This window comes from Sorangium sp. So ce302 (assembly GCF_051530145.1).
In the GTDB taxonomy this organism is placed as follows: domain Bacteria; phylum Myxococcota_A; class Polyangia; order Polyangiales; family Polyangiaceae; genus Sorangium; species Sorangium cellulosum_B.
Window position 1 is genome coordinate 10,154,817 of record NZ_CP150326.1, and the last position, 19,823, is coordinate 10,174,639.

A 19,823-nucleotide genomic window follows, 5' to 3' on the forward strand; every position below is an offset into this window, starting at 1 on the left:
CAGCCCGAGCTCAGCGCGGCGCTCGCTCCGTGGCCTCCCACCGCTCCAGCGCGACGACGAGCCGAGCCGCCCCGAGGACGCCGGCCGGGAGCACGATGAGCAGCGCGCAAGGCAAGAACGAGAGCAGCGCGAGGCCGAAGCCGAAGCCCGTCACCGCGGCGAGGTTCCGGCGTACGAAAGCGATCCGCTCTGCCACGGGCACGCCGCGGATCGACAGCGGGCAGTCGCAGAGGTCCCAGGCCCCCGCGAGCGCCGTCACCGCGAGCTGGAGCGGGACGACGACGACGCTCGCCGGCGCGAAGAGGAGACCCACTACGCCGAGGACGATGAGGATCGGGAGCGTGAAGGCGAGCGCCACGAGCGACGACTGCAGCGCGCGCCACATGTCCGCGAAGAAGCCGACCTCCGGCCACGGGGGCGCCCCGAGATCGGCCTCGGCCCTGCGCACCATCCGCTCCAGCGCGGTCCCCGAGAGCGGCTTCGCGAGCCCGAACGAGATGACGAGGGCGGCCACGAGCACCACCGCGAGCGAGAGGATCCGCAGCACGGCCATGAGCACGGTCCAGGGCCACCCCGTCCCCGGCTCCCTCACGATCAGCTCGACGAGCGAAGGCGCGAGCTTCACGCCGACGATGGAGAGCACGACCATGAGCACCAGCGCGATGCCCGTGGGGACGAGCGCGAGCGGCCAGAGGTCCGGCGTGCGAAAGAGGTACCCGTAGCCGCCCAGCATGGCCTTGAGGCCCGCGCCGAAGCCGGGGCGTTCGAGCGGCACGAGCCCCGCTGTCGGGCGCTGCGCGGGCGCCGTGAGAGAGCCGCGGGGAGCATCGGGGGTGATCATCCGGCCACGAACGTCCCAGCGGTCGTGCGTCCGGTCAACACCTTCCGCGCGCTGGCATCCGTCTCTGGACGAGCTTCCGCCCGCCGTGCAGTGAAGGATGCCTCATCGTCGATGCGTGGATGACCTCCGAGCCTGCCTCGTCAGCCCTCGGGGAGCAGCGGATCGAGCACGCTCCCGCCCGGGGGCGAGGGCCCGAGCGCGCGGCCGAGGTGCTCGCGGATCGCGGCCGCGAGCGCCTCGGTGACGCGCCTGCGCAGCTGAGTCCGCGACGTGACGAGGCCGATCTCCCGGAGCGGGATCGGCCGGGCGAGGGGCCGCACGCGGGCGCGGCGCTTCTCGGCGGGCAGCCCTTGCGCCACGAGCGCGGGTAGCACCGTCGCTCCGAGCCCGGTGTCGACAAGGCCGATCAACGTCTCGAAGCTGCCGCTCTCGAGCTGAACGCCGCGCGGGGGCCTCGCCTGGCCGCTCCTGCAATACGAGAGCACCTGGCTCCGGAAGCAGTGCCCCTCCGGGAGCACCCACAGCTCGCGATCGCTGAGGTTCGCCTGCGTGACCGACTTGCGGTCGAGCAGCGGGTCGCCCTCGGGGAGATAGGCGACCATCGCCTCGTGTCCGAGGGGCGTCTCGCTCAGCCCCGGAGCGTGGAGCGGCGTCGCAGCGAGCCCCGCGTCGAGGGTGTCGGCGGCGAGCCGCTCGATGATCTCCTCGGTCTTCAGCTCCTCGATGAACAGCTCGACGCGCGGGTGTGCCTTCACGAAGGGATCGAGGAACAGGGGCAGCACGGTGGGAGCGAGGGTCGGGATGATCCCCAGCCGGTAGCGCCCCGCCGGAGCGTCGTCGCCGGCGACGATCTGACCGAGCCGCTCCGTCTCCCGGAGGATCTCGCGCATCTGAGCGATGGCGCGCGCCCCCTCCTCGGTCACCAGAACGGGCTTCTTGCTGCGGTCGAACAGCACGGTACCCAGGAGCTCCTCGAGCTTCTGGACCTGCATGCTGAGCCCGGACTGCGAGACGTGGCAACGCTCGGCCGCGGTGCGGAAGCTGCGGGTCTGCTCCACCGCCACGGCGTAGCGGAGCTGCGTGAGCGTCACCTGCTCGAGGTCCATGGCCGGAGGAGTATCATAAAAAGTGAACGATTCATAAAATCGTTCGATTTGCACCGCCGGCGCAGAACGACCACGTTGCCTCTCGACGGCGCGGAGGCACGAGACGCCCCCGCCCCGAAACGAGGAAGAGAGAATGTCGCTCATCAACACCCGCATCAAACCGTTCAAGGCCACCGCGTTCCACCAGGGGAAGTTCGTGGACGTCTCGCACGAGTCGGTCCTCGGCAAGTGGTCGCTCTTCGTGTTCTACCCCGCGGACTTCACCTTCGTGTGCCCGACCGAGCTCGAGGACCTCGCGGACCTCCACGGCGAGTTCAAGAAGCTGGGCGTCGAGATCTACGGCGTCTCCACCGACACGCACTTCGCGCACAAGGCGTGGCACGACACGTCCGCGGCGATCAAGAAGGTCAACTACCCGCTCGTCGGCGATCCGACCGCCACCCTCTCGCGCAACTTCGGCGTGCTCATCGAGGAGGAGGGCCTCGCGCTCCGCGGCTCGTTCCTCGTGAACCCCGACGGCGTCATCAAGGTCTACGAGATCCACGACCTCGGCATCGGCCGCAGCGCGGCGGAGATGCTCCGCAAGGTCAAGGCGGCCCAGTACGTCGCCACGCACCCGGGCGAGGTCTGCCCGGCGAAGTGGGACGAGGGCGCGAAGACCCTCAAGCCGTCGCTCGATCTCGTCGGCAAGATCTGAGGCGTTCGGGCGTCGCCGCGCGTTCCGCGGCGACGCCCGACAGCGCTCGTGACCCGCTCGTACTCGCCGGAAGGAACGCAGCCATGCTCGAAGACTCCATCAAGACCCAGCTCCGCGACGTCCTCGGACGGCTGACCCGTCCCGTCGCGGTCACCGCCTTCGTCGACGACTCGCAGGGGTCGGAGGAGATGCGCGCGCTCCTGCGCGACGTCGCGAGCGCCTCGTCCCTCGTCGAGCTCCACGAGCGGCGCGAGGGCGAAGGGCGCACGCCGTCGTTCGGCATCCACTCCCCTGGCGAGGAGCCGCGCGTGATCTTCGCGGGGCTCCCGCTCGGTCACGAGCTCACCTCGCTGATCCTCGCGCTCCTGCACGTCGGCGGCCATCCGCCGCGGGTGAGCGCGGAGGCGCTCGAGCAGATCGCGCGGCTGGACGGCGAGCTTCGGTTCGAGACCTACTTCTCTCAATCGTGCCAGAACTGCCCCGACGTCGTGCAGGCGCTGAACCTGATGGCGGCCAAGAACCCGAGGGTTCGCCACGTCGCCGTCGATGGCGCCCTCTTCCAGGGCGAGGTCGAGCAGCGGAAGATCATGGCCGTGCCGACCGTCTTTCTGAACGGCGAGCCCTTCGGCCAGGGTCGGATGGAGATCGAGCAGATCCTCGCCAAGCTCGACGACGGCTCCTCCGTGAAGAAGCGCGCCGAGGCGCTCGACCAGCGCAAGCCGTTCGACATGCTCATCGTGGGCGGTGGGCCCGCTGGCGCTTCGGCGGCCATCTACGCGGCGCGCAAGGGCCTCGACACCGGCATCGTCGCCGAGCGCTTCGGCGGGCAGGTGATGGACACCCTCGCCATCGAGAACCTCATCTCGGTCGTGGAGACCGACGGGCCCAAGCTCGCGGCGGCGCTCGAGCAACACGTGCGCGCGTACCCCGTCGAGCTCATCAAGCACGAGCGCGTCGCGTCGATCACCCCCGGCTCACCGTTCGAGCTGCGCCTGGCGAGCGGCGCCACGCTCCGCGCGAAGAGCGTCGTCCTGGCGACGGGCGCCCGCTGGCGCGACATGAACGTCCCCGGCGAGGCCGAGTACCGGACCAAGGGCGTGACGTACTGCCCGCACTGCGACGGACCGCTGTTCAAGGGCAAGCGAGTGGCCGTCATCGGCGGCGGCAACTCCGGCGTCGAGGCGGCGATCGATCTCGCGGGCGTGGTCGGCCACGTCACCCTGCTCGAGCTCGCCCCCGCCCTCCGCGCCGACGCGGTCCTCGTTCGCAAGCTCAAGAGCATGCCCAACGTCGAGATCGTCACGCGCGCGCGCACGACCGAGGTGGTGGGCGACGGGCAGAAGGTCGTCGGGCTCCGCTGGGAGCACACCGAGACGAAGGAGCAGCACCAGATCGGGGTCGAGGGCGTGTTCGTGCAGATCGGCCTGCTCCCCAACACCGGGTTCATCAAGGGGACGGTGGAGCTCAACGGCCTCGGCGAGGTCGTCGTCAACGACCGCGGACAGACGTCGGTGCCCGGCCTCTTCGCCGCCGGCGACATGACGACCACGCCGTTCAAGCAGATCGTCGTCGCCCTCGGCGACGGCGCGAAGGCCGCCCTCGGGGCCTTCGAGCACCTCATCCGCGCCACCGCGCCGGCGGACTGAGCGCCCTCCGGCCGAGGTTCGACGCGCGAGCCCGTCTGCGATCACGAGCTCAGCCACGCCTCGGACCGGAGCCGATCGACGAGGAAATCCACGAACGCGCGCACCCTGACCGCCGCCCGCCGGCCCTCCGGGTGGACGACGTGGATAGGGACCGGCGGGGGCTCGTGCGCAGCGAGCACGATCGAGAGGCGCCCGGCGCGCAGCTCCGGGTCGATCTGATACGAGAGCACCCGCGCGAGCCCTCGCCCGGCCACGGCCGCTGCAATGGCGACGTCGGCCGTATTGGCGAGGAGCTGCGATGACGGAAAGACCCTCTCGACCCGCGAGCCCACCCCGAACGACCATTCCACCGGGGAGCCCGTCCAAGAGAAAGCAATGGTGTCGTGACGCGCCAGATCGGCCGGCGCCTTGGGCTCACCCCGCGCGGCGAGGTACTCCGCCGAAGCGCAGACCACCCGCCGCACGGAGCCGACACGGATCGCGCTGAGCGACGAGTCCGGCAGATGGGCAATCCGGACGGCGACGTCGAGCCCCTCGTCGACCATGTCGACAACGCGGTCGACGAGCAGCGTCCACGCCGACACGCGCGGATGGAGAGCCAGGAAATCGAAGAGGGCGGGCGCGACGAACATCCGCCCGAACAGGACCGGCGCCGTGACGCCGATCTGCCCTCGCAACGCGGTATGGGACCCGGCCGCCGACGCCTCGGCCTCCTCGATCTCACCGAGGATCCGCTTGCAGTCCGCGAGGTACCGGGCGCCCGCCTCGGTCAGGCGGACGACGCGCGTGGTGCGGTGCAGGAGCCGCGTGCCGATGCGCTCCTCGAGCGCAGAGAGGGCCCGGGTCACCGCCGGCGGCGACATGGACAGCCGCCGCGCGGCCGGCGCGAAGCCCTCCTCCTCGGCGACGGCGACGAACACGCGCATGGAGTCGAGGCGGTCCATCGGATTATTCCAGTTTCCGGAATGGTCCCTTGTCAAGGACGAGCATTACCCTTGGCCGCGGGAATGGGCATCCTGGCTCGGCGAGCGCGGGAGCCCCACGCGGACTGTGCCGCTCCCGCTGACATCCACAGCCGAAAGGACACCTCGATGACCCTCCCTGCCAGCCCCATCCGCCTCTACCGCTATCCGCTCTCGGGACACGCGCACCGCGTGGAGCTGTTCCTGTCGCTGCTGAGGCTGCCGTTCGAGAGGGTCGACGTCGACCTGAAGGGCGGCGCTCACAAGACGCCCGAGTTCCTGAGCAAGAACGCGTTCGGTCAGGTGCCCGTGATCGAGGACGGCGACGTGACGCTGGCCGACAGCAACGCGATCCTCGTGTACCTGGCTGCGCGGTACGACCCGTCGGGGCGCTGGCTCCCGCGCGATCCGGTGGCGGCGGCGCACGTGCAGCGGTGGCTCTCCGTGGCCGCCGGGCAGCTCGTGGCGGGGCCCGCGGCGGCGCGCGCCGCGAGCGTGTTCGGCCGCAAGCTGGATGTCGAGCAGGCCAAGGGGCTCGCCGCCCAGCTCTTCGCGGTGATCGACCAGCACCTCGCGGACCAGCGGTTCCTGGCCGGCGACGAGCCGACCCTCGCGGACATCGCGATCTACACCTACACGGCGCACGCGCCGGAGGGCGGCGTGTCGCTCGATCCGTACGCGAACCTGCGCGCGTGGCTCGCCCGCGTGGAGGGGCTGCCCGGCTTCGTGCCGATGAAGAAGGCGCTGTCGTGACCTCCCTGCCCGGGTGGACCAGGGAGGGCTCGCCCTATCACCCGGGCGAGATGGCCGTGCAGGCGCGGGCCGGGGCGCGCGAGCGCGCCGAGAAGGCCGGGCGCCGGATCATCCGGGACTTCATGCCCGACCAGCACCGCGAGCTGTTCGCGCGGCTGCCGTTCCTGCTCGTCGGGGCACTCGACGCAGAGCGCCGGCCGTGGGCCTCGATCGTCGTGGGGCCGCCGGGGTTCATCTCGTCCCCGGATCCGCGGACGCTCGCGGTGAACGCTCGCCCGGGAGCCGGCGATGCGCTCGGCCCGCACCTCGTGGCCGGCGCGCCCGTCGGCCTCCTCGGCATCCAGCTGGAGACCCGCCGCCGAAACCGGATGAACGGGACGATCACCGCGGCCGACGAGCGAGGCTTCGTGGTCGAGGTCGGGCAGAGCTTCGGCAACTGCGCGCAGTACATCCAGGCGCGAGAGCCCGAGCTCGTGAGGGCGCCGGAGGCGGCCGCCGCGCCCCCGGCGCACGCGGAAGGGCCGGCGCTGTCCGCCGGCGCGGCGGCGCTGATCCGCCGCGCGGACACGTTCTTCATCGCGACCGCGGCGCCGGCCGCGCGGGGAGGCGACGCGATCGAGGGCGCCGACGTGTCCCATCGGGGCGGCAAGCCGGGCTTCGTGCGCGTGACCGAGGAGGACGGCCACACCGTCCTGACCTCGCCGGATTTCACGGGCAATTTCGCGTTCAACACGCTCGGCAACCTGGCGCTCTGCCCGAGCGCCGGGGTGCTCTTCGTCGACTTCGCCTCCGGCGGGGTGCTGTCGCTGACCGGCGAGGCCGAGGTGCTCTGGGACGGGCCGGAGCTCTCGGCCTTCGCCGGCGCCCAGCGGCTCCTGCGGTTCCACGTGGCCGAGGGCGCCTTCCGGGAGGACGCGCTGCCGCTGCGCTGGTCGGCGCCGGTGCCCGCGCCGCAGCTCGCGGCGACCGGCTCGTGGGAGGACGTGGCGCGCGGGTGACGCCGCGGCCCGCGGGGGCCCGTCCAGGGGAGTTTTGCCCCATCGGGGCGATCCGGGGCGGGCCCGGGCGGGTCAGCGTGCGGACGGGCACCTTGAGAACGCGTACGCGTCCTGCATCCTACCCGCGACCTCATGCGACTCGCCAGCAAGCTCACCCTCGCCCTCGTCCTCGTCATGTGCGCGGCGCTCAGCCTGTACGGCTACCTCTCCGTCCGGCGCGAGCGGGCGCTCTTCGAGGCGGACATGCGGCGCGACGAGCACCTCATCGGCATCGCGCTCCGCGCGGCGGTGGTCGAGACGTGGCGCCGGGACGGGATGGGGGAGGCGCTCCAGCTGCTCGACGAGATGAGCGAGCGCGAGGACGGCGTGCGGTTCCGCTGGGTGTGGCTCGACGCGCCGGCCGGGGATCGCTTCGCGCCCGCGCTGCCCGCCGCCGAGATCGAGGAGCTCTCGCGGGGCGCCGAGGTGTTCCGGATCGAGCGCAAGGGCGACAGGAGCGGGCGCTTCTACACGTACGCGCCCGTCGGGGTGGAGCCCGAGCGCGTCGGCGCCATCGAGATCTCCGAGTCGCTCGAGGAGGAAGAAGCGTACGTCCAGGCGAGCGTGGTCAACACCGTGGCCACCATCATCACCCTCGCGGCGCTGAGCGGGCTCCTGGCGATGACCTTCGGGCAGGTCCTCGTCGGGCGCCCGACGCGGCGGCTCGTCGACAAGGCGCGGCGGATCGGGGAGGGCGACCTCGGCGGGCCGCTGCTCCTGCCGCAGCGCGACGAGCTCGGGCGGATCGCCCACGAGATCAACGCGATGTGCGAGCACCTGGCCGAGGCGCGCGAGCGCGCGGGCCGCGAGACGACCGCGCGCATCGCGGCGCTGGAGCAGCTCCGGCACGCGGATCGGCTCACCACCGTGGGCAAGCTGGCGTCGGGGCTCGCGCACGAGCTCGGCACGCCGCTCAACGTGGTGGGCGGCCGCGCCAAGATGATCGCGCGCGGCCTGCCGCAGGAGGAGGCGGCGGAGAGCGCGCGCATCATCGCCGAGCAGGCGGACCGGATGACGAAGATCATCCGGCAGCTGCTGGACTTCGCGCGCCGCCGGGTTGCGCAGAAGGCGCCGGCCGATCTCGCGCACATCGCGCGCCAGACGCTGGCGCTGCTGGAGCCCCTCGCCCGGAAGCGGAGCGTGACGCTCCGCCTCGACGAGGCGAGCGGCGGGGCGGCGCGCGCCGAGGTGGACTCGGGGCAGATGCAGCAGGTGCTCACGAACCTCATCATGAACGGCATGCAGTCGATGAAGCGGGGCGGCGAGCTCACCGTGCGGGTGGAGCACGCCCGCGTGTGTCCGCCGGCCGACCACGGCGGCGCCGAGGGCGAGCACGTCGCCGTCCGGGTGACCGACGGCGGGGAGGGGGTCGCGCCCGAGAACATCCTCCGCATCTTCGAGCCGTTCTTCACCACGAAGGACGTCGGCGAGGGCACGGGCCTCGGGCTGAGCGTGTCCTACGGGATCGTGCGCGAGCACGGGGGCTGGATCGACGTGGAGAGCGAGCTCGGCAAGGGCTCGACGTTCACGGTGTACCTCCCGCCGAGCGGCCAGGATGACGCAGGATGACGCGAGCCCGGCGGCCGCGGGCCGAGGGCGAGGGCGGGCTGGCCGGGGCGGCCGCCGCGCCGCGGCTGGCCGCGAGCGGGGCGCTGTACTACGCGAGTTATCGAGGAGAGATGGCGGGCGAGCCATCGAGGTGACGATGGGCAGGCGAGCGCTGATCATCGACGACGACGAGGCGATGTGCGCGTGGCTCTCGGCGGACCTGCGGTCGCGCGGCGTCGAGGCGACGACCCGGACCTCACCGGCGGAGGCGCTCGCGCTGCTCGAGGCAGACGAGGGCTTCGACGTCATCCTGACCGATCTGAACATGCGCGGGATGGACGGGATCGCGGTCTGCGGACGGGCGGCCGAGATCCGGCCGGACGTGCCGGTCATGGTGATCACCGCGTTCGGCAGCATCGAGACCGCGGTGCAGGCGATCCGCGCGGGTGCGTACGACTACGTGACCAAGCCGGTCGACATCGAGGCGCTGGCGCTGGCGCTGGAGCGGGCGATCGCGCACCACGCGCTCAAGGCCGAGGTGCGGCGGCTGCGCCGCGCCGTGGCCGGGCCCGGCGGGTTCCCGGACCTCATCGGCCGGAGCGCCGCGATGCGGGGCGTGCAGGACCTGATCGAGCGCATCGCCGACGCGGACGCGACGGTGCTCATCACGGGTGAGAGCGGGACGGGCAAGGAGGTCGTCGCGAAGGCGATGCACGCGCGGAGCCGCCGCAAGGACGGGCCGTTCGTGGCGATCAACTGCGCGGCGGTGCCGGAGTCGCTGATCGAGAGCGAGCTCTTCGGGCACGTGCGGGGGGCGTTCACCGACGCGCGCGCGGCGCGCTCCGGGCTGTTCGTCGAGGCGAACGGCGGGACGCTGCTGCTCGACGAGATCGGGGAGCTGCCGCTCGCGGTGCAGCCGAAGCTGCTCCGCGCCCTCCAGGAGCGCCGGGTGCGCCCGGTGGGCGGGAGCGCGGAGGTGCCGTTCGACGCGCGCATCGTGGCCGCGACGAACCGCGACCTGGACGAGGCCGTCGAGGCGCGCCGCTTCCGGGAGGACCTGTACTACCGGATCAACGTGCTCCACGTGGAGCTGCCGCCCGTGCGGGCGCGGGGCAGCGACGTGCTGCTGCTCGCGCAGCGCTTCATCGAGGACTTCGCCACGCGCTGGGGCAAGGAGGTGGTCGGCCTGTCACCGGCGGCCGCCGAGCGGCTGCTCGCGTACACGTGGCCGGGCAACGTGCGGGAGATCCAGAACTGCATGGAGCGGGCGGTGGCGCTCACGGGGTACCCGGAGATCACGGTGGAGGACCTGCCGGCGAAGATCCGGGAGCACCGGCCGTCGCACGTGCTCGTGGCGGGGGACGACCCGTCCGAGCTGGTGCCGCTCGAGGAGGTGGAGCGGCGGTACATCCTGCGGGTGCTCGAGGCGGCGGGCGGGAACAAGACGCTGGCGGCGAGGATCCTGGGGCTGGACCGGAAGACGCTGCACCGGAAGCTGGAGCGGTGGGAGCCAGGCGCCGGGGGGACGAAGGGGAGCTGAGAGGGTGGGCGGGGTGGGTCGGGCGACCTGAAGCTCGAAGCCCACGCCGAGGGGCGGAGGAATACCCCGGGCGGGGAACGACGCCCCACCCCGGATGGCCCACGCGGGGGGTCGCCGCCAGTCCCACTGCAGTCCGCCGCAACCTGGGTCGTCCGCCGCAACCTGGGTCGGCGCCTGCGGCCTCAACCTCGGTCGGTTCCAGCCGTTCCGGCCAGCCACCCCAACCCGGGTCGGTTCCAGCCACCCCAACCCCGGTCGGTTCCAGCCACCCCAACCTCGGTCGGTTCCAGCCACCCCAACCCCGGTCGGTTCCGGCCAGCCCCCCAACCCCGGTCGGTTCCAGCCACCCCAACCTCGGTCGGTTCCAGCCACCCCAACCCCGGTCGGTTCCGGCCAGCCCCCCAACCCCGGTCGGTTCCAGCCAGCCCAACCCCGGTCGGTTCCAGCCACCCCAACCCCGGTCGGTTCGGGACGGCCGCCGGTGGGCGGCACGCGGCCTGCAATACAGGCCTCTCACCAAGGAGAGAGCCCGATGCCCCCCGACTCGATGCGCGGTCTTGCCTCGATCCTGAATACGCCCCCTGAGCCGGTGCCGCGCGTCCACCCCGGCGCGCCCCCCATCCGCGTGCTGCTCGCCGAAGACGACAGGGAGTTGCGGCTGCTCCTCGCCACCGCCCTCCGCCGCGACGGCTACGAGGTCTTGGAGGCGCATGACGCCAAACACCTCCTCGAGTTGATGGGCGAAGCGCTCGTCTCCGGGAACGGCGGCCCGGTCGATGTCGTGGTGAGCGACATCCGGATGCCAGGCGCGAGCGGACTCGATCTGCTGGCCGGGCTGCGCCGCGACGACTGGACGACGCCGGTGGTCCTCATCACCGCGTTCGGCGACCCGGAGACACACGCGGAGGCCTACCGCCTGGGCGCCGACGCGGTGCTCGACAAGCCGCTCGACGTGGACGATCTGCGGCTCGTGGTCCAGACGCTCGTCTCGATGCGCGGCTGACGCACCACGCAGCCACCCGCGCCGCCCCACGCCGCGGTCACACCCATGGGCCCGCGGCACTTGCCACGACGCCGATCACCAAAGCGCTCATCGGAGCCGGCACCCTGCTGGGGAGCATCTCGCGATCACGGACATCACGAGATGGCGCGCAGGTGGGAGCGCCTATCGACGAGCAGCTGGCCTACCCACAACCCTTGTCAGGAGCGCGCCAGTTGACCGTTGGATAGGTTTTCAACATCGTCGTGGAGCAGATCCGTGCGATCGTGAGTCGCCCGGCGCCGCCTCACCCCGCCTCGACCGGCAGCCGGCGCGGCTCCCCCGCGCGCTGCGCCTTCAGCCGCGCCCGCCGCATCTTGTGCCACGCGAGGATCCCCGCGTCCGCGCGCACGAAGCGGCACGCGTCGAGATCCGCGTCGCGCGGCTCCGAGGACGCGAGCATCCGCTCGTCGCCCGGCTGGATCAGCCAGAACTCCGTCCGCAACCCGAGCCACGCGAGCAGCCGCCCGATCACCGGGATCGGCACGTAGTACCGCCCCACGATCGCCGTCCGCTCCGCGTCGATCGGCGCGCACCCCGCCATGCCCACCACGCGCTTCCCGAACGAGAGGCGCAGCACGCCCGGGAAGCGCACCTCCATCTCGAACCTCCACCCCCGACGACCGTCCCAGGGCTCCCCGTCGTCGTGGCGCAGCACCGCCTCGGCGTGGATGACGTCGCCCTCGACGCGGACCTCGCAAGGGTCGAGCATCGCGCCGACGCCGGGGACCCAGGGGCGGTGCGCGAACGGCAGGTGGTGGACGTCGAGCATGCCCTCCATCGCGCGCGCGAACGGCACGTCCCAGTCCATCGACGCCGTGTGGGCGTGCCGCTCGTCCGGCGGCAGGCCATCGAACCAGGGCACCGGCGGCAGCTCGGCCGGCCGCTCGCCCCAGAAGAGCCACACGAAACCCCGGTGCTCCCGCGCCTCGTACCGGGTCAGCGCGAGCGCATCCCCCGCGCCGCGCGCGCTCGCGCCGCGCCCCTCGCACGGGATCGCGACGCAGCGCCCGTCCGAGGCGAACCGGAAGCCGTGGTACGGGCACTCGATCGCCCCGTCCACGACCCGCCCTAGGCCGAGGTCCGCGCCGCGGTGCGGGCAGCGCGCCCGCGCCACGACCAGGGCGCCGCGCTCGTCCCTGAACAGCACGAGCCGCGTCCCGAAGCGCTCGACGGCGACCGGCCGCTTGCCCACGCAGGCCGCGTCCGCGATGATGTACCAGGCGCCCTCGACGAACGCGCCGCGCCCTTCCTCGATGCCGTGCTTTCGCATGATGCTCCTCCGATCGCCCGGAAGCCTGGGGCCGGCCCGGCCGGGGAGCAGTGACAGCGCGCGCCACAAGGGCTGACATGCGGCGCCAGGCCCCGCAGGCGCCCGCCCCGACGGTCTGGGCCCGCACCGCCGCGCAGCTCGCGGACCACGCCGCGGAGCGCGGGGCGGATCGGCGGGCGCTGCTCGAGGCCGCGGGGCTCGCCGGCGCGGCGCTCGCCGATCCGGACGCCCGCGTGCCGCTCGCGGCGTTCTACGCGCTCATCGAGGCGGCCGTGGCGGCGTCCGCCGATCCGCACCTCGGCCTCGACTTCGCGGCGCGCTTCGAGCCGGAGCACTTCGACGCGCTCGGCTTCCTGGCCATGAGCAGCCCGACGCTCGGAGAGTCGTTCCGCCGGATGCTCCGCTACCAGCAGATCTGGAACGAGGGCGAGCGCTACACGCTGGAGATCCGCGGGCGCCGCGCGCACCTCGGGTTCGTGCCCTTCGGGCCCGACCGGCCGGCCCACGGCCAGCTCGCGGAGATGTTCGCGTTCGACGCGCTCGTGAACGCCGGGCGCATGTGCGGCGCGCCGATCCAGGCGCTCGCGGTGCGCTTTCGTCACGCGCCGGCGGGTGATCCGGAGGAGAAGGCGCGGCGGCTCGGCTCGCCGGTGCTGTTCGGGGCACCGGCGACCGAGCTGGTCCTGCCGGTGGAAGAGCTCGCCCGTCCGCTTCCGCACGCGAACGAGGCGCTCGCCGCGTTCCTCGAGCGCCACATGAGCGCCGCCGCGGCGCGCCTGCCGGGCGCGGCCCCGCCCGCGCTGTCCGACCGCGTGCGCGCGCTCCTCGGCGAGCGGCTGCGCGAGGGGGCCGACCTGGGCGCGCTCGCGGCGCGCTTGCGGATGAGCCCGCGCACGCTCCAGCGCCGCCTCGGCGACGAGGGGACGTCGGTCCACGCCCTGCTCGACGAGGTCCGGCGCGGCCGCGCTGCGGCGCTCCTCGACGCGGACATGGCGATCGGCGAGGTGGCGTATCTGCTCGGCTATTCCGAGCCGAGCGCGTTCCACCGGGCGTTCCGGCGCTGGACCGGCGTGACGCCGGAGGCGTTCCGCGCCCGGACCAGGGGCGCAGCGCCGCAGTGAGCGGCCTGCGCCAGCGGCTGGCCTGACGGGTTCCTTCACGCGCGCCCGGCCGCGGCCTGCGCCGCTGCCGGGCCTGCGCTCACGGGCCCTGCGCTCACGGGCCGGGGAGGGCGATCTCCAGCTTCGCCATCACGCTGCCGCTGCCCGTGATGCCCGCCTGGATGTTCTCGACCGCCTGCGTGATCGCATTGGTGGCCGGGATGAGGCACGCCCCCGCCTTCACGCTGCCGGTGGCCGCGCCCTCGAGGTTGCCGCCCGCCTGGACCACCGCCTCGGCGCTGGCGAGGAGCAGCTCGCCGCGCGCGTGCGCGACGACGAGGAGCCGCGGCAGGTTCGCCTTGAGCGTCGCGATCGCCGCCTCGACGTCGGCCCCACCCTCGATGTTGACCGCGGGCTCCTTGCAGCTGGCCTTCGCGCTCGCGCTCGCCTCGCAGGAGCCGCTGCACTCCGCGGACCCCTGGCACTCGGCGCTCGGCGGCTTGAGCTCGGCCCTGCACTTCGGCGCCTTGAACTGGACGTCGCACGAGCCCGAGCAATCGGCGTTGCACTGCACCTCTGCCTCGGCCGCGAACGCGCACGAGCCACGGCACTCGCCCGTGCAGGTGCCCTGGCACTCGCCGCGGCAGTCGCCGCCGGCGGTCGTCGCGGAGCAATCGCCGTCGCACGTGCCCTCGCACGTCCCCTGGCACGTCCCCTCGCAGTGGACCGCCAGGTTGGCCGAGCCCTCGCACGAGCCGGTGCACTTCCCCTCGCACCGCCCCGAGAGCTGACCGGGATCGCAGCGCGCGACGATCTCCGCCGGGGTCAGCTGGCACTCGACGTTGGCGCTGCACCTCGCCTCGCAGTTCGCCTGCACGCTCGCGTCGACCGTGCAGCTCGGCGGCTGGAAGGTGATCGACAGGTCGGCCGTCGCGTCCCCGAGCGCGTCGACGGCGAGCTCACACCATTGCTCCGCCCGTTCGTTCGGCTTCGTCGCCGTGATCGTCGCCACGTCCGCGCCGAGGTCCAGCGCGATCGCCTGACAGGCGCTCGTCACGTCCGCCACGATGGCGCCCGCGGCGCCCGTGAAGTCCGACACGGACTGCATGAAGGCACCATAATTGAGCTCTGCCTCGCCCTCGAGACCCCATTCCACCGTGGCGAGATCGGCGCCCGGCGTGAAGTCGCGACAGCAGATGTCACTCTGCAGCTCCGAGACCTTGTCACACCCCATCGCCGGGATGACGGAGAGCCCCGCCAGCGCCAGCGGGAATGCCGCGATTCGCCACGTCACACGGATATTCATCGGGAAACTCCTTCGTTCTTTGTCGGGCGTGCCGCTGGTGCGGGACTGCCACGGAGAGCGGTGAAACCCCATGAGGGAGCACGCTCGCCTCCGAGCTCGGCCTGCAGCCGCCTCCGAAGCAGGGCGACAATAGTTCATAGATCGACCCACATGACAAGGCCCATGCTGCGGAATTGTTGCTCGTCTCGACGTCACCCTAGGGCGAAGCCCGTCAGCACGGGAGCCATCCACGACGAGATCTGTTGATGTTCATGTCGACGGCAGAGGTAGGAAGAACGCCCGCTCGCGGCCGTCCAGGGGAGGGCAGAGGGCGCGCCATGACACGGCACGTCGTGGGTTCAACCAGCCATCATCGAATCGCCGTTGCAGAGCTCGGCCGAGCCGTAGGACAATGGCCCCGTGATGACGCTCGGCCCACGGCTCCCCCGGTTCGTGCAGCTCTCTCTCGTGCTCGCCCTGACGGCCGGTTGCGGCGCCTCGTCCGACGACGAGAGCCCGACGAGCGGCCAGGCCGCCGGCGAGCCGCCCAGGATGACGGGGATGACGGCGGCCCACAATGCCGCGCGCGCCGCCGTCGACCCGCCCGCCGATCAGCCGGTGCCCCCTCTCTTGTGGTCGCCCGAGATCGCCGCGGTGGCTCAGGCCTATGCCGCCCAGTGCATGTTCGGCCATAGCGCGAGCGATTATGGAGAAAACATCTTCGCGTCGGCCGGCTCGTCACCCACACCGGAGGATGTTGTCGCCTCGTGGGTCGACGAGGCGGCCAACTACGATCTTGCGAGCAATGCCTGCAGCTCCACCTGCGGCCATTACACTCAGGTGGTATGGGCCGACTCCCTGCGGCTCGGCTGCGGGGTCGCCGATTGCACGACCGGCTCGCCGTTCGGCGGTGGCACCTGGCAGATCTGGGTGTGCAACTACGATCCTCCCGGCAATTTCGCCGGAGAGCGCCCCTACTGAGCCCGCGCGCGCGTCGTCGGCGCGCGCCGTCCTCGTCTCCTCCCCGCCCCTCGCCGGCTCTGGTATCGCAGCGGCGATGGACTTCGGGTGGACCCCTTCCCAGCGCGCCGTCCACGACCGCATGCGCGCCCTCGGCGCCGAGGCCGACGCCGCGGCCCCGGACGATCGCATGCGCGTCCTCGCCCGGGGCGGCGCCCTCGGCCTGCCGATCGCCCGCGATCTCGGCGGCGAGGGCCTCGACCTCGTCACGACGGCGCTCGCCTACGAGGGCCTCGGCGCGACGCTGCGCGACGGCGGCGTCCTGCTCGCCGCGGGGGCGCACCTCTTCGGCGTGGCGCTCCTGCTCGCGCGGGTGGGCACGCCCGCGCAGCAGCGCGCGTGGCTGCCGCGGATGGCGAGCGGCGCGTGCATGGCGACGGTCGCCGCGACCGAGGCCGGCGCGGGCTCGGACGTCGCGTCGGTGCAGGCCAGGGCCGACCGCACGGACGCCGGCTACCGGCTCACCGGCGACAAGCGGTACGTGACCTGGGCCGACCGGGCCGACGTGTACCTCGCGATCGCGCGCGACGGCGGCGGCCGCGCCGGAGGGGCCCCGGCGCGCGGCCTCACCGCGCTGCTCGTCCCCCGCGCCGCGGGCGAGGGCGCCGCGCGCATCCTCCCCGGCGCGCCGCTCGCGACCGCGGGCCTCCGGGGCGCGCGGCTCGCGCCCGTCTCGTTCGCCGGCTGCGAGGTCGGCCACGACGCGCTCCTCGGCCGCGCCGGCGCCGGCCTCGCCGTCTTCCAGATCGCGATGACCTTCGAGCGCGCGCTCATCCTCGCCTTCCGCCTCGGCGCCATGGAGCGCGCCCTCGGCGAGGCCGTCCGCTTCGCCCGCGAGCGCGAGATCGGCGGCCAGGCGATCGCCCGCCACCAGGCCGTCGCGCACCGCCTCGCGCAGATGAAGCTGCGGCTGGAGACCTCGCGGCTGCTCACCTACCGCGCCGCGTGGGCGCTGGACCAGGGCGAGCGCGGCCAGGCCGAGGCCGCGCTCGCGAAGTGGCACACGGCGGACTCGGCCGTGGCGTCCGCGCTCGACGACCTCCGCCTCCGCGGCGGCGCTGGCTACCTCGAGGAGAGCGGCCTCCCCTCCGCCATCGACGACGCCCTGGGCGGCGGCATCCATTCGGGGACGTCCGACGTGCTCGCCACGATCGTCGCGCGGTGGCTGGGCGTCTAGCCGCTCGCCCGCGTTTCACCTCGTCTCACCGAGCTCCCCCTCGTCGTGACATCAGGCCCCGGGAGCGTGCTCGGCCCCCTCCCATCCAACATGGAAGAACTTGGACGACGAACTACTGGCCAACCCTCGCCGGCGCCTTTACCAAGGTAGGGCCGCGCGGACCGGCCGAGGGTCGCCGGCCCGCGCCCGTCCGCCGACCCCTCAAGCCCAACCAGGAACGATATGACCGAAGCGACCGACAATCCCCTGCTCATTCTCGGCTTCGAGATCCCGTTCGATCGCATCCGGAGCGAGCACGTGGAGCCCGCGGTGCGCGCGCTGCTCCAGGACGCCCGCGCCCGGCTCGACGCGCTCGTCGCGGCGCCCGGCCCCCGCACGTACGACAACACCCTCGCCGCGCTCGAGGCCGTCACCGAGCGGCTCGACCGCGCCATGAACGTCGTCTCGCACCTCGAATCGACGTCCACCACACCCGCGCTGCGCGCCGCGTACAACGCCGTCCAGCCGGAGGTCAGCGAGTTCCTGAGCGGCATCGCCCTCAACGAGGGCGTCTACGGCGCGCTCAGGGCGTACGCGGCCACGCCCGAGGCCGCGGCGCTGACGGGCCCACGGCACCGCTTCCTGAAGAAGACCCTCGACGATTTCCGGAGGAGCGGCGCCGAGCTCGACCCGGCCGGCAAGAAGCGCCTTTCCGAGATCGACGTCGAGCTCGCCACGCTCACCCTGCGCTTCTCGCAGAACGTGCTCGACGCGACGAACGCCTTCGAGTTCGTTGTCGAGGACGCCGCCCGCCTCGCCGGCCTGCCGCCGAGCGCGGTCGAGGCGGCCCGTCAGGGCGCGAAGGACAGGGGCATCGAGGGTTACCGCTTCACGCTGCAGGCGCCGAGCTACATCCCCGTGCTCACGCACCTCGACGACGGCGCTATCCGCGAGCGCTTCTACCGCGCCTTCAACACGCGGGCGACCGAGGGCGACCACGACAACCGGCCGCTCATCCGCCGTATCCTCGAGCTCCGCGGGGAGAAGGCGAGGCTGCTCGGCTACGCGAGCTTCGCCGATCTCGTGCTCGAGGACCGGATGGCGAAGACGGGCGCCGCGGCGCGCCGCTTCGTCGACACGCTGCGGGCGCGCACCGAGGCGGTCTTCGCCCGCGAGAAGGAGGATCTCGCCGCCTTCCGCCGCGAGATCGAGGGCCCGGACGCGCCGCCGCTCGCGCCGTGGGACGTCGCCTACTACGCCGAGAAGCTCCGCCGCGCCCGCTACGATTTCGACGACGAGGCGCTCCGCCCGTATTTCCCGCTGGATCGCGTCGTCTCCGGCCTGTTCGAGATCGCCCACCGCCTTTACGGCGTGCGCATCGCGCCCTGGCAGGCCGCCCCCACGTGGCACCCGAGCGTCCGCGCCTACCAGCTCGTCGAGCCGAACGGCGCCCAGAGCGCCGCTTTCTATCTCGACTTCGTGCCGCGCGAGCAGAAGCGCGACGGCGCCTGGATGCACGGGCTCGTCACGGGCGCGCCGAGCGAGGACGGGCGCGCGGCCGGCGAGGACGCTCGCCACCTCGAGGTCCTCGCGGGCAGCTTCACCCCGCCGGTCGGCGGCCGCCCCGCGCTGCTCAACCACCGCGAGGTCGAGACGCTGTTCCACGAGTTCGGCCACATGATGCACCACGCCTCGAGCCGGGTGCCGATCCGGAGCCTCGCCGGCACCAACGTCGCCTGGGACTTCGTCGAGCTCCCCTCGCAGATCATGGAGAACTGGTGCTGGGAGCGGGAGGCGCTCGACCTCTTCGCGCGCCACCACGAGACGGGCGCGCCCGTCCCGGACGACCTGCTCCAGCGCATGCGCGCGGCCCGCACGTTCCGCGCGGGCGCCGCGACGATGCGGCAGCTCGGCTTCGCCGAGATCGACCTCGCGCTCCACATGGACTGGACCGGAGAGCAGGGTGATGTCGTCGAGTTCGCGCGCGAGGTCCTCGGGCGTTACTCGCCTGTCCCGCTGCCCGAGGGCTACGCCATGATCGCCGGCTTCTCGCACCTCTTCTCGAGCCCGGTGGGCTACGCAGCGGGCTATTACTCGTACAAATGGGCCGAGGTGCTGGACGCCGACGCCTTCTCCCGCTTCCAGGAAGAGGGTCTGTTCAGCCGGAAGGTGGGCGACGCGTTCCGGAGCCAGATCCTCGCGCTCGGCGACACGCAGGACCCGATGGATCTCTACAGGAGCTTCCGCGGCCGCGAGCCGACCCTCGACGCCCTGCTCCAGCGCAGCGGCCTCGCCTGAGCCCCCTGGGCGGGCCCTGAGCCTTCGGGCGGCACCCCGGGCCCCCCAGGCGCCGCGGTCCTCCACGACGCCCCCACGGGCCCCTCACGGGCCTCGGGCCCCGCTCCCAAGGCGCTCACGGCCCCCCCACGGCTCCCCGACACCTCAGCCCCAGGAAACGCGCTACCGGAGCCGCGCGCAAGCACACTTCTTCATCAGCTCCCGAGCGCGGACCGGTGCAAAAACGATGGCATCCCTGATCCGTGACCACTGGTCGATCGAGAACCAGCGCCATTGGGTGCTCGACGTCGCGTTTCGCGAGGATGAGAGCCGCATTCTGCGACGATGGTGCGGCTGATGGCGCGTCGGCTGTCCCAGCCGGCGGCGGAATCCGCCCTGCTTGCCCACCACTGAACCCACCATCCCGCCGCTGCTGCCGCTCCCATCAGCCCGCCCGATGCCAGCGTTGCCGCCGGCCGGGTTCAACAGCAAAATCAGGCCACTTACTGCTAGACATGCTCTCAGGGCGTCGCGACGATACTC

At 72.6% G+C, this 19,823-nt stretch carries 17 protein-coding genes; 12 read left to right on the forward strand and 5 right to left on the reverse strand.

Features of this window, described 5'->3' with window-relative positions:
* Positions 1 to 10 precede the first annotated feature (10 nt).
* Together WME73_RS38490 and WME73_RS38495 are read right to left on the reverse strand one after the other, a co-directional pair.
* Positions 11 to 841 carry an EI24 domain-containing protein gene (locus WME73_RS38490; protein ID WP_437912821.1) on the reverse strand — a complete coding sequence of 277 codons (831 nt, stop codon included), beginning with the start codon at positions 839 to 841 and terminating at the stop codon, positions 11 to 13.
* Positions 842 to 981: 140 nt separating this feature from the next.
* Positions 982 to 1,947 carry a hydrogen peroxide-inducible genes activator gene (locus WME73_RS38495; protein WP_437912822.1) on the reverse strand — a complete coding sequence of 322 codons (966 nt, stop codon included), beginning with the start codon at positions 1,945 to 1,947 and terminating at the stop codon, positions 982 to 984.
* 133 nt (positions 1,948 to 2,080) lie between these two features.
* Here WME73_RS38495 and ahpC point away from each other — a divergent pair, with 133 nt between their 5' ends.
* Positions 2,081 to 2,644 (forward strand): alkyl hydroperoxide reductase subunit C, encoded by a 564-nt coding sequence (gene ahpC / locus WME73_RS38500; protein WP_437710813.1) that lies wholly within the window; start codon positions 2,081 to 2,083, stop codon positions 2,642 to 2,644.
* Positions 2,645 to 2,727: 83 nt separating this feature from the next.
* The gene (gene ahpF, locus WME73_RS38505) at positions 2,728 to 4,290 is read left to right on the forward strand and encodes an alkyl hydroperoxide reductase subunit F (RefSeq protein ID WP_437741260.1); all 1,563 of its coding nucleotides are present in this window, start codon (positions 2,728 to 2,730) and stop codon (positions 4,288 to 4,290) included.
* 41 nt (positions 4,291 to 4,331) lie between these two features.
* Here ahpF and WME73_RS38510 read toward each other — a convergent pair whose 3' ends face one another.
* Entirely contained in the window at positions 4,332 to 5,234 is a 903-nt protein-coding gene (locus tag WME73_RS38510) for a LysR family transcriptional regulator (RefSeq protein WP_437741261.1), read from the reverse strand.
* Positions 5,235 to 5,381: 147 nt separating this feature from the next.
* On the opposite strand from WME73_RS38510, the gene WME73_RS38515 reads away from it, so the two are divergent.
* The 6 genes from WME73_RS38515 (at position 5,382) to WME73_RS38540 (ending at position 11,133) form a co-directional block, all read left to right on the forward strand.
* Complete coding sequence (locus WME73_RS38515; protein ID WP_437741262.1) at positions 5,382 to 6,005, forward strand: glutathione S-transferase family protein; 624 nt, start codon at positions 5,382 to 5,384, stop codon at positions 6,003 to 6,005.
* On the forward strand, positions 6,002 to 7,003 hold the full coding sequence (locus WME73_RS38520; RefSeq protein ID WP_437912823.1) for a flavin-nucleotide-binding protein: 1,002 nt from the start codon (positions 6,002 to 6,004) through the stop codon (positions 7,001 to 7,003). The genes WME73_RS38515 and WME73_RS38520 overlap by 4 nt, the downstream gene beginning before the upstream one ends.
* Before the next feature lie 132 nt (positions 7,004 to 7,135).
* The gene (locus tag WME73_RS38525) at positions 7,136 to 8,611 is read left to right on the forward strand and encodes an ATP-binding protein (RefSeq protein ID WP_437912824.1); all 1,476 of its coding nucleotides are present in this window, start codon (positions 7,136 to 7,138) and stop codon (positions 8,609 to 8,611) included.
* Positions 8,608 to 8,745, forward strand: coding sequence for a hypothetical protein (locus WME73_RS38530; RefSeq protein WP_437741265.1), 138 nt, complete (start codon positions 8,608 to 8,610; stop codon positions 8,743 to 8,745). The genes WME73_RS38525 and WME73_RS38530 overlap by 4 nt, the downstream gene beginning before the upstream one ends.
* Before the next feature lie 2 nt (positions 8,746 to 8,747).
* On the forward strand, positions 8,748 to 10,130 hold the full coding sequence (locus WME73_RS38535; protein WP_437741266.1) for a sigma-54-dependent transcriptional regulator: 1,383 nt from the start codon (positions 8,748 to 8,750) through the stop codon (positions 10,128 to 10,130).
* A gap of 532 nt (positions 10,131 to 10,662) precedes the next feature.
* On the forward strand, positions 10,663 to 11,133 hold the full coding sequence (locus WME73_RS38540) for a response regulator (protein WP_437741267.1): 471 nt from the start codon (positions 10,663 to 10,665) through the stop codon (positions 11,131 to 11,133).
* A gap of 283 nt (positions 11,134 to 11,416) precedes the next feature.
* On the opposite strand, the gene WME73_RS38545 is transcribed toward WME73_RS38540, so the two are convergent.
* On the reverse strand, positions 11,417 to 12,442 hold the full coding sequence (locus WME73_RS38545) for a Rieske 2Fe-2S domain-containing protein (RefSeq protein WP_437912825.1): 1,026 nt from the start codon (positions 12,440 to 12,442) through the stop codon (positions 11,417 to 11,419).
* 77 nt (positions 12,443 to 12,519) lie between these two features.
* On the opposite strand from WME73_RS38545, the gene WME73_RS38550 reads away from it, so the two are divergent.
* Entirely contained in the window at positions 12,520 to 13,563 is a 1,044-nt protein-coding gene (locus WME73_RS38550) for an AraC family transcriptional regulator (protein WP_437912826.1), read from the forward strand.
* A gap of 94 nt (positions 13,564 to 13,657) precedes the next feature.
* On the opposite strand, the gene WME73_RS38555 is transcribed toward WME73_RS38550, so the two are convergent.
* On the reverse strand, positions 13,658 to 14,848 hold the full coding sequence (locus WME73_RS38555) for a hypothetical protein (protein ID WP_437912827.1): 1,191 nt from the start codon (positions 14,846 to 14,848) through the stop codon (positions 13,658 to 13,660).
* A 402-nt stretch (positions 14,849 to 15,250) separates the two neighbouring features.
* Here WME73_RS38555 and WME73_RS38560 point away from each other — a divergent pair, with 402 nt between their 5' ends.
* From WME73_RS38560 to WME73_RS38570, 3 genes are all read left to right on the forward strand, one after another.
* Positions 15,251 to 15,808, forward strand: a complete 558-nt coding sequence (locus WME73_RS38560; RefSeq protein ID WP_437748081.1) for a CAP domain-containing protein — start codon at positions 15,251 to 15,253, stop codon at positions 15,806 to 15,808.
* Between the two features lie 76 nt (positions 15,809 to 15,884).
* A complete protein-coding gene (locus WME73_RS38565; RefSeq protein WP_437912828.1) occupies positions 15,885 to 17,024 on the forward strand; it encodes an acyl-CoA dehydrogenase family protein in 1,140 nt (379 codons plus the stop codon).
* A 222-nt stretch (positions 17,025 to 17,246) separates the two neighbouring features.
* Entirely contained in the window at positions 17,247 to 19,301 is a 2,055-nt protein-coding gene (locus WME73_RS38570; protein ID WP_437912829.1) for a M3 family metallopeptidase, read from the forward strand.
* Positions 19,302 to 19,823 lie beyond the last annotated feature (522 nt).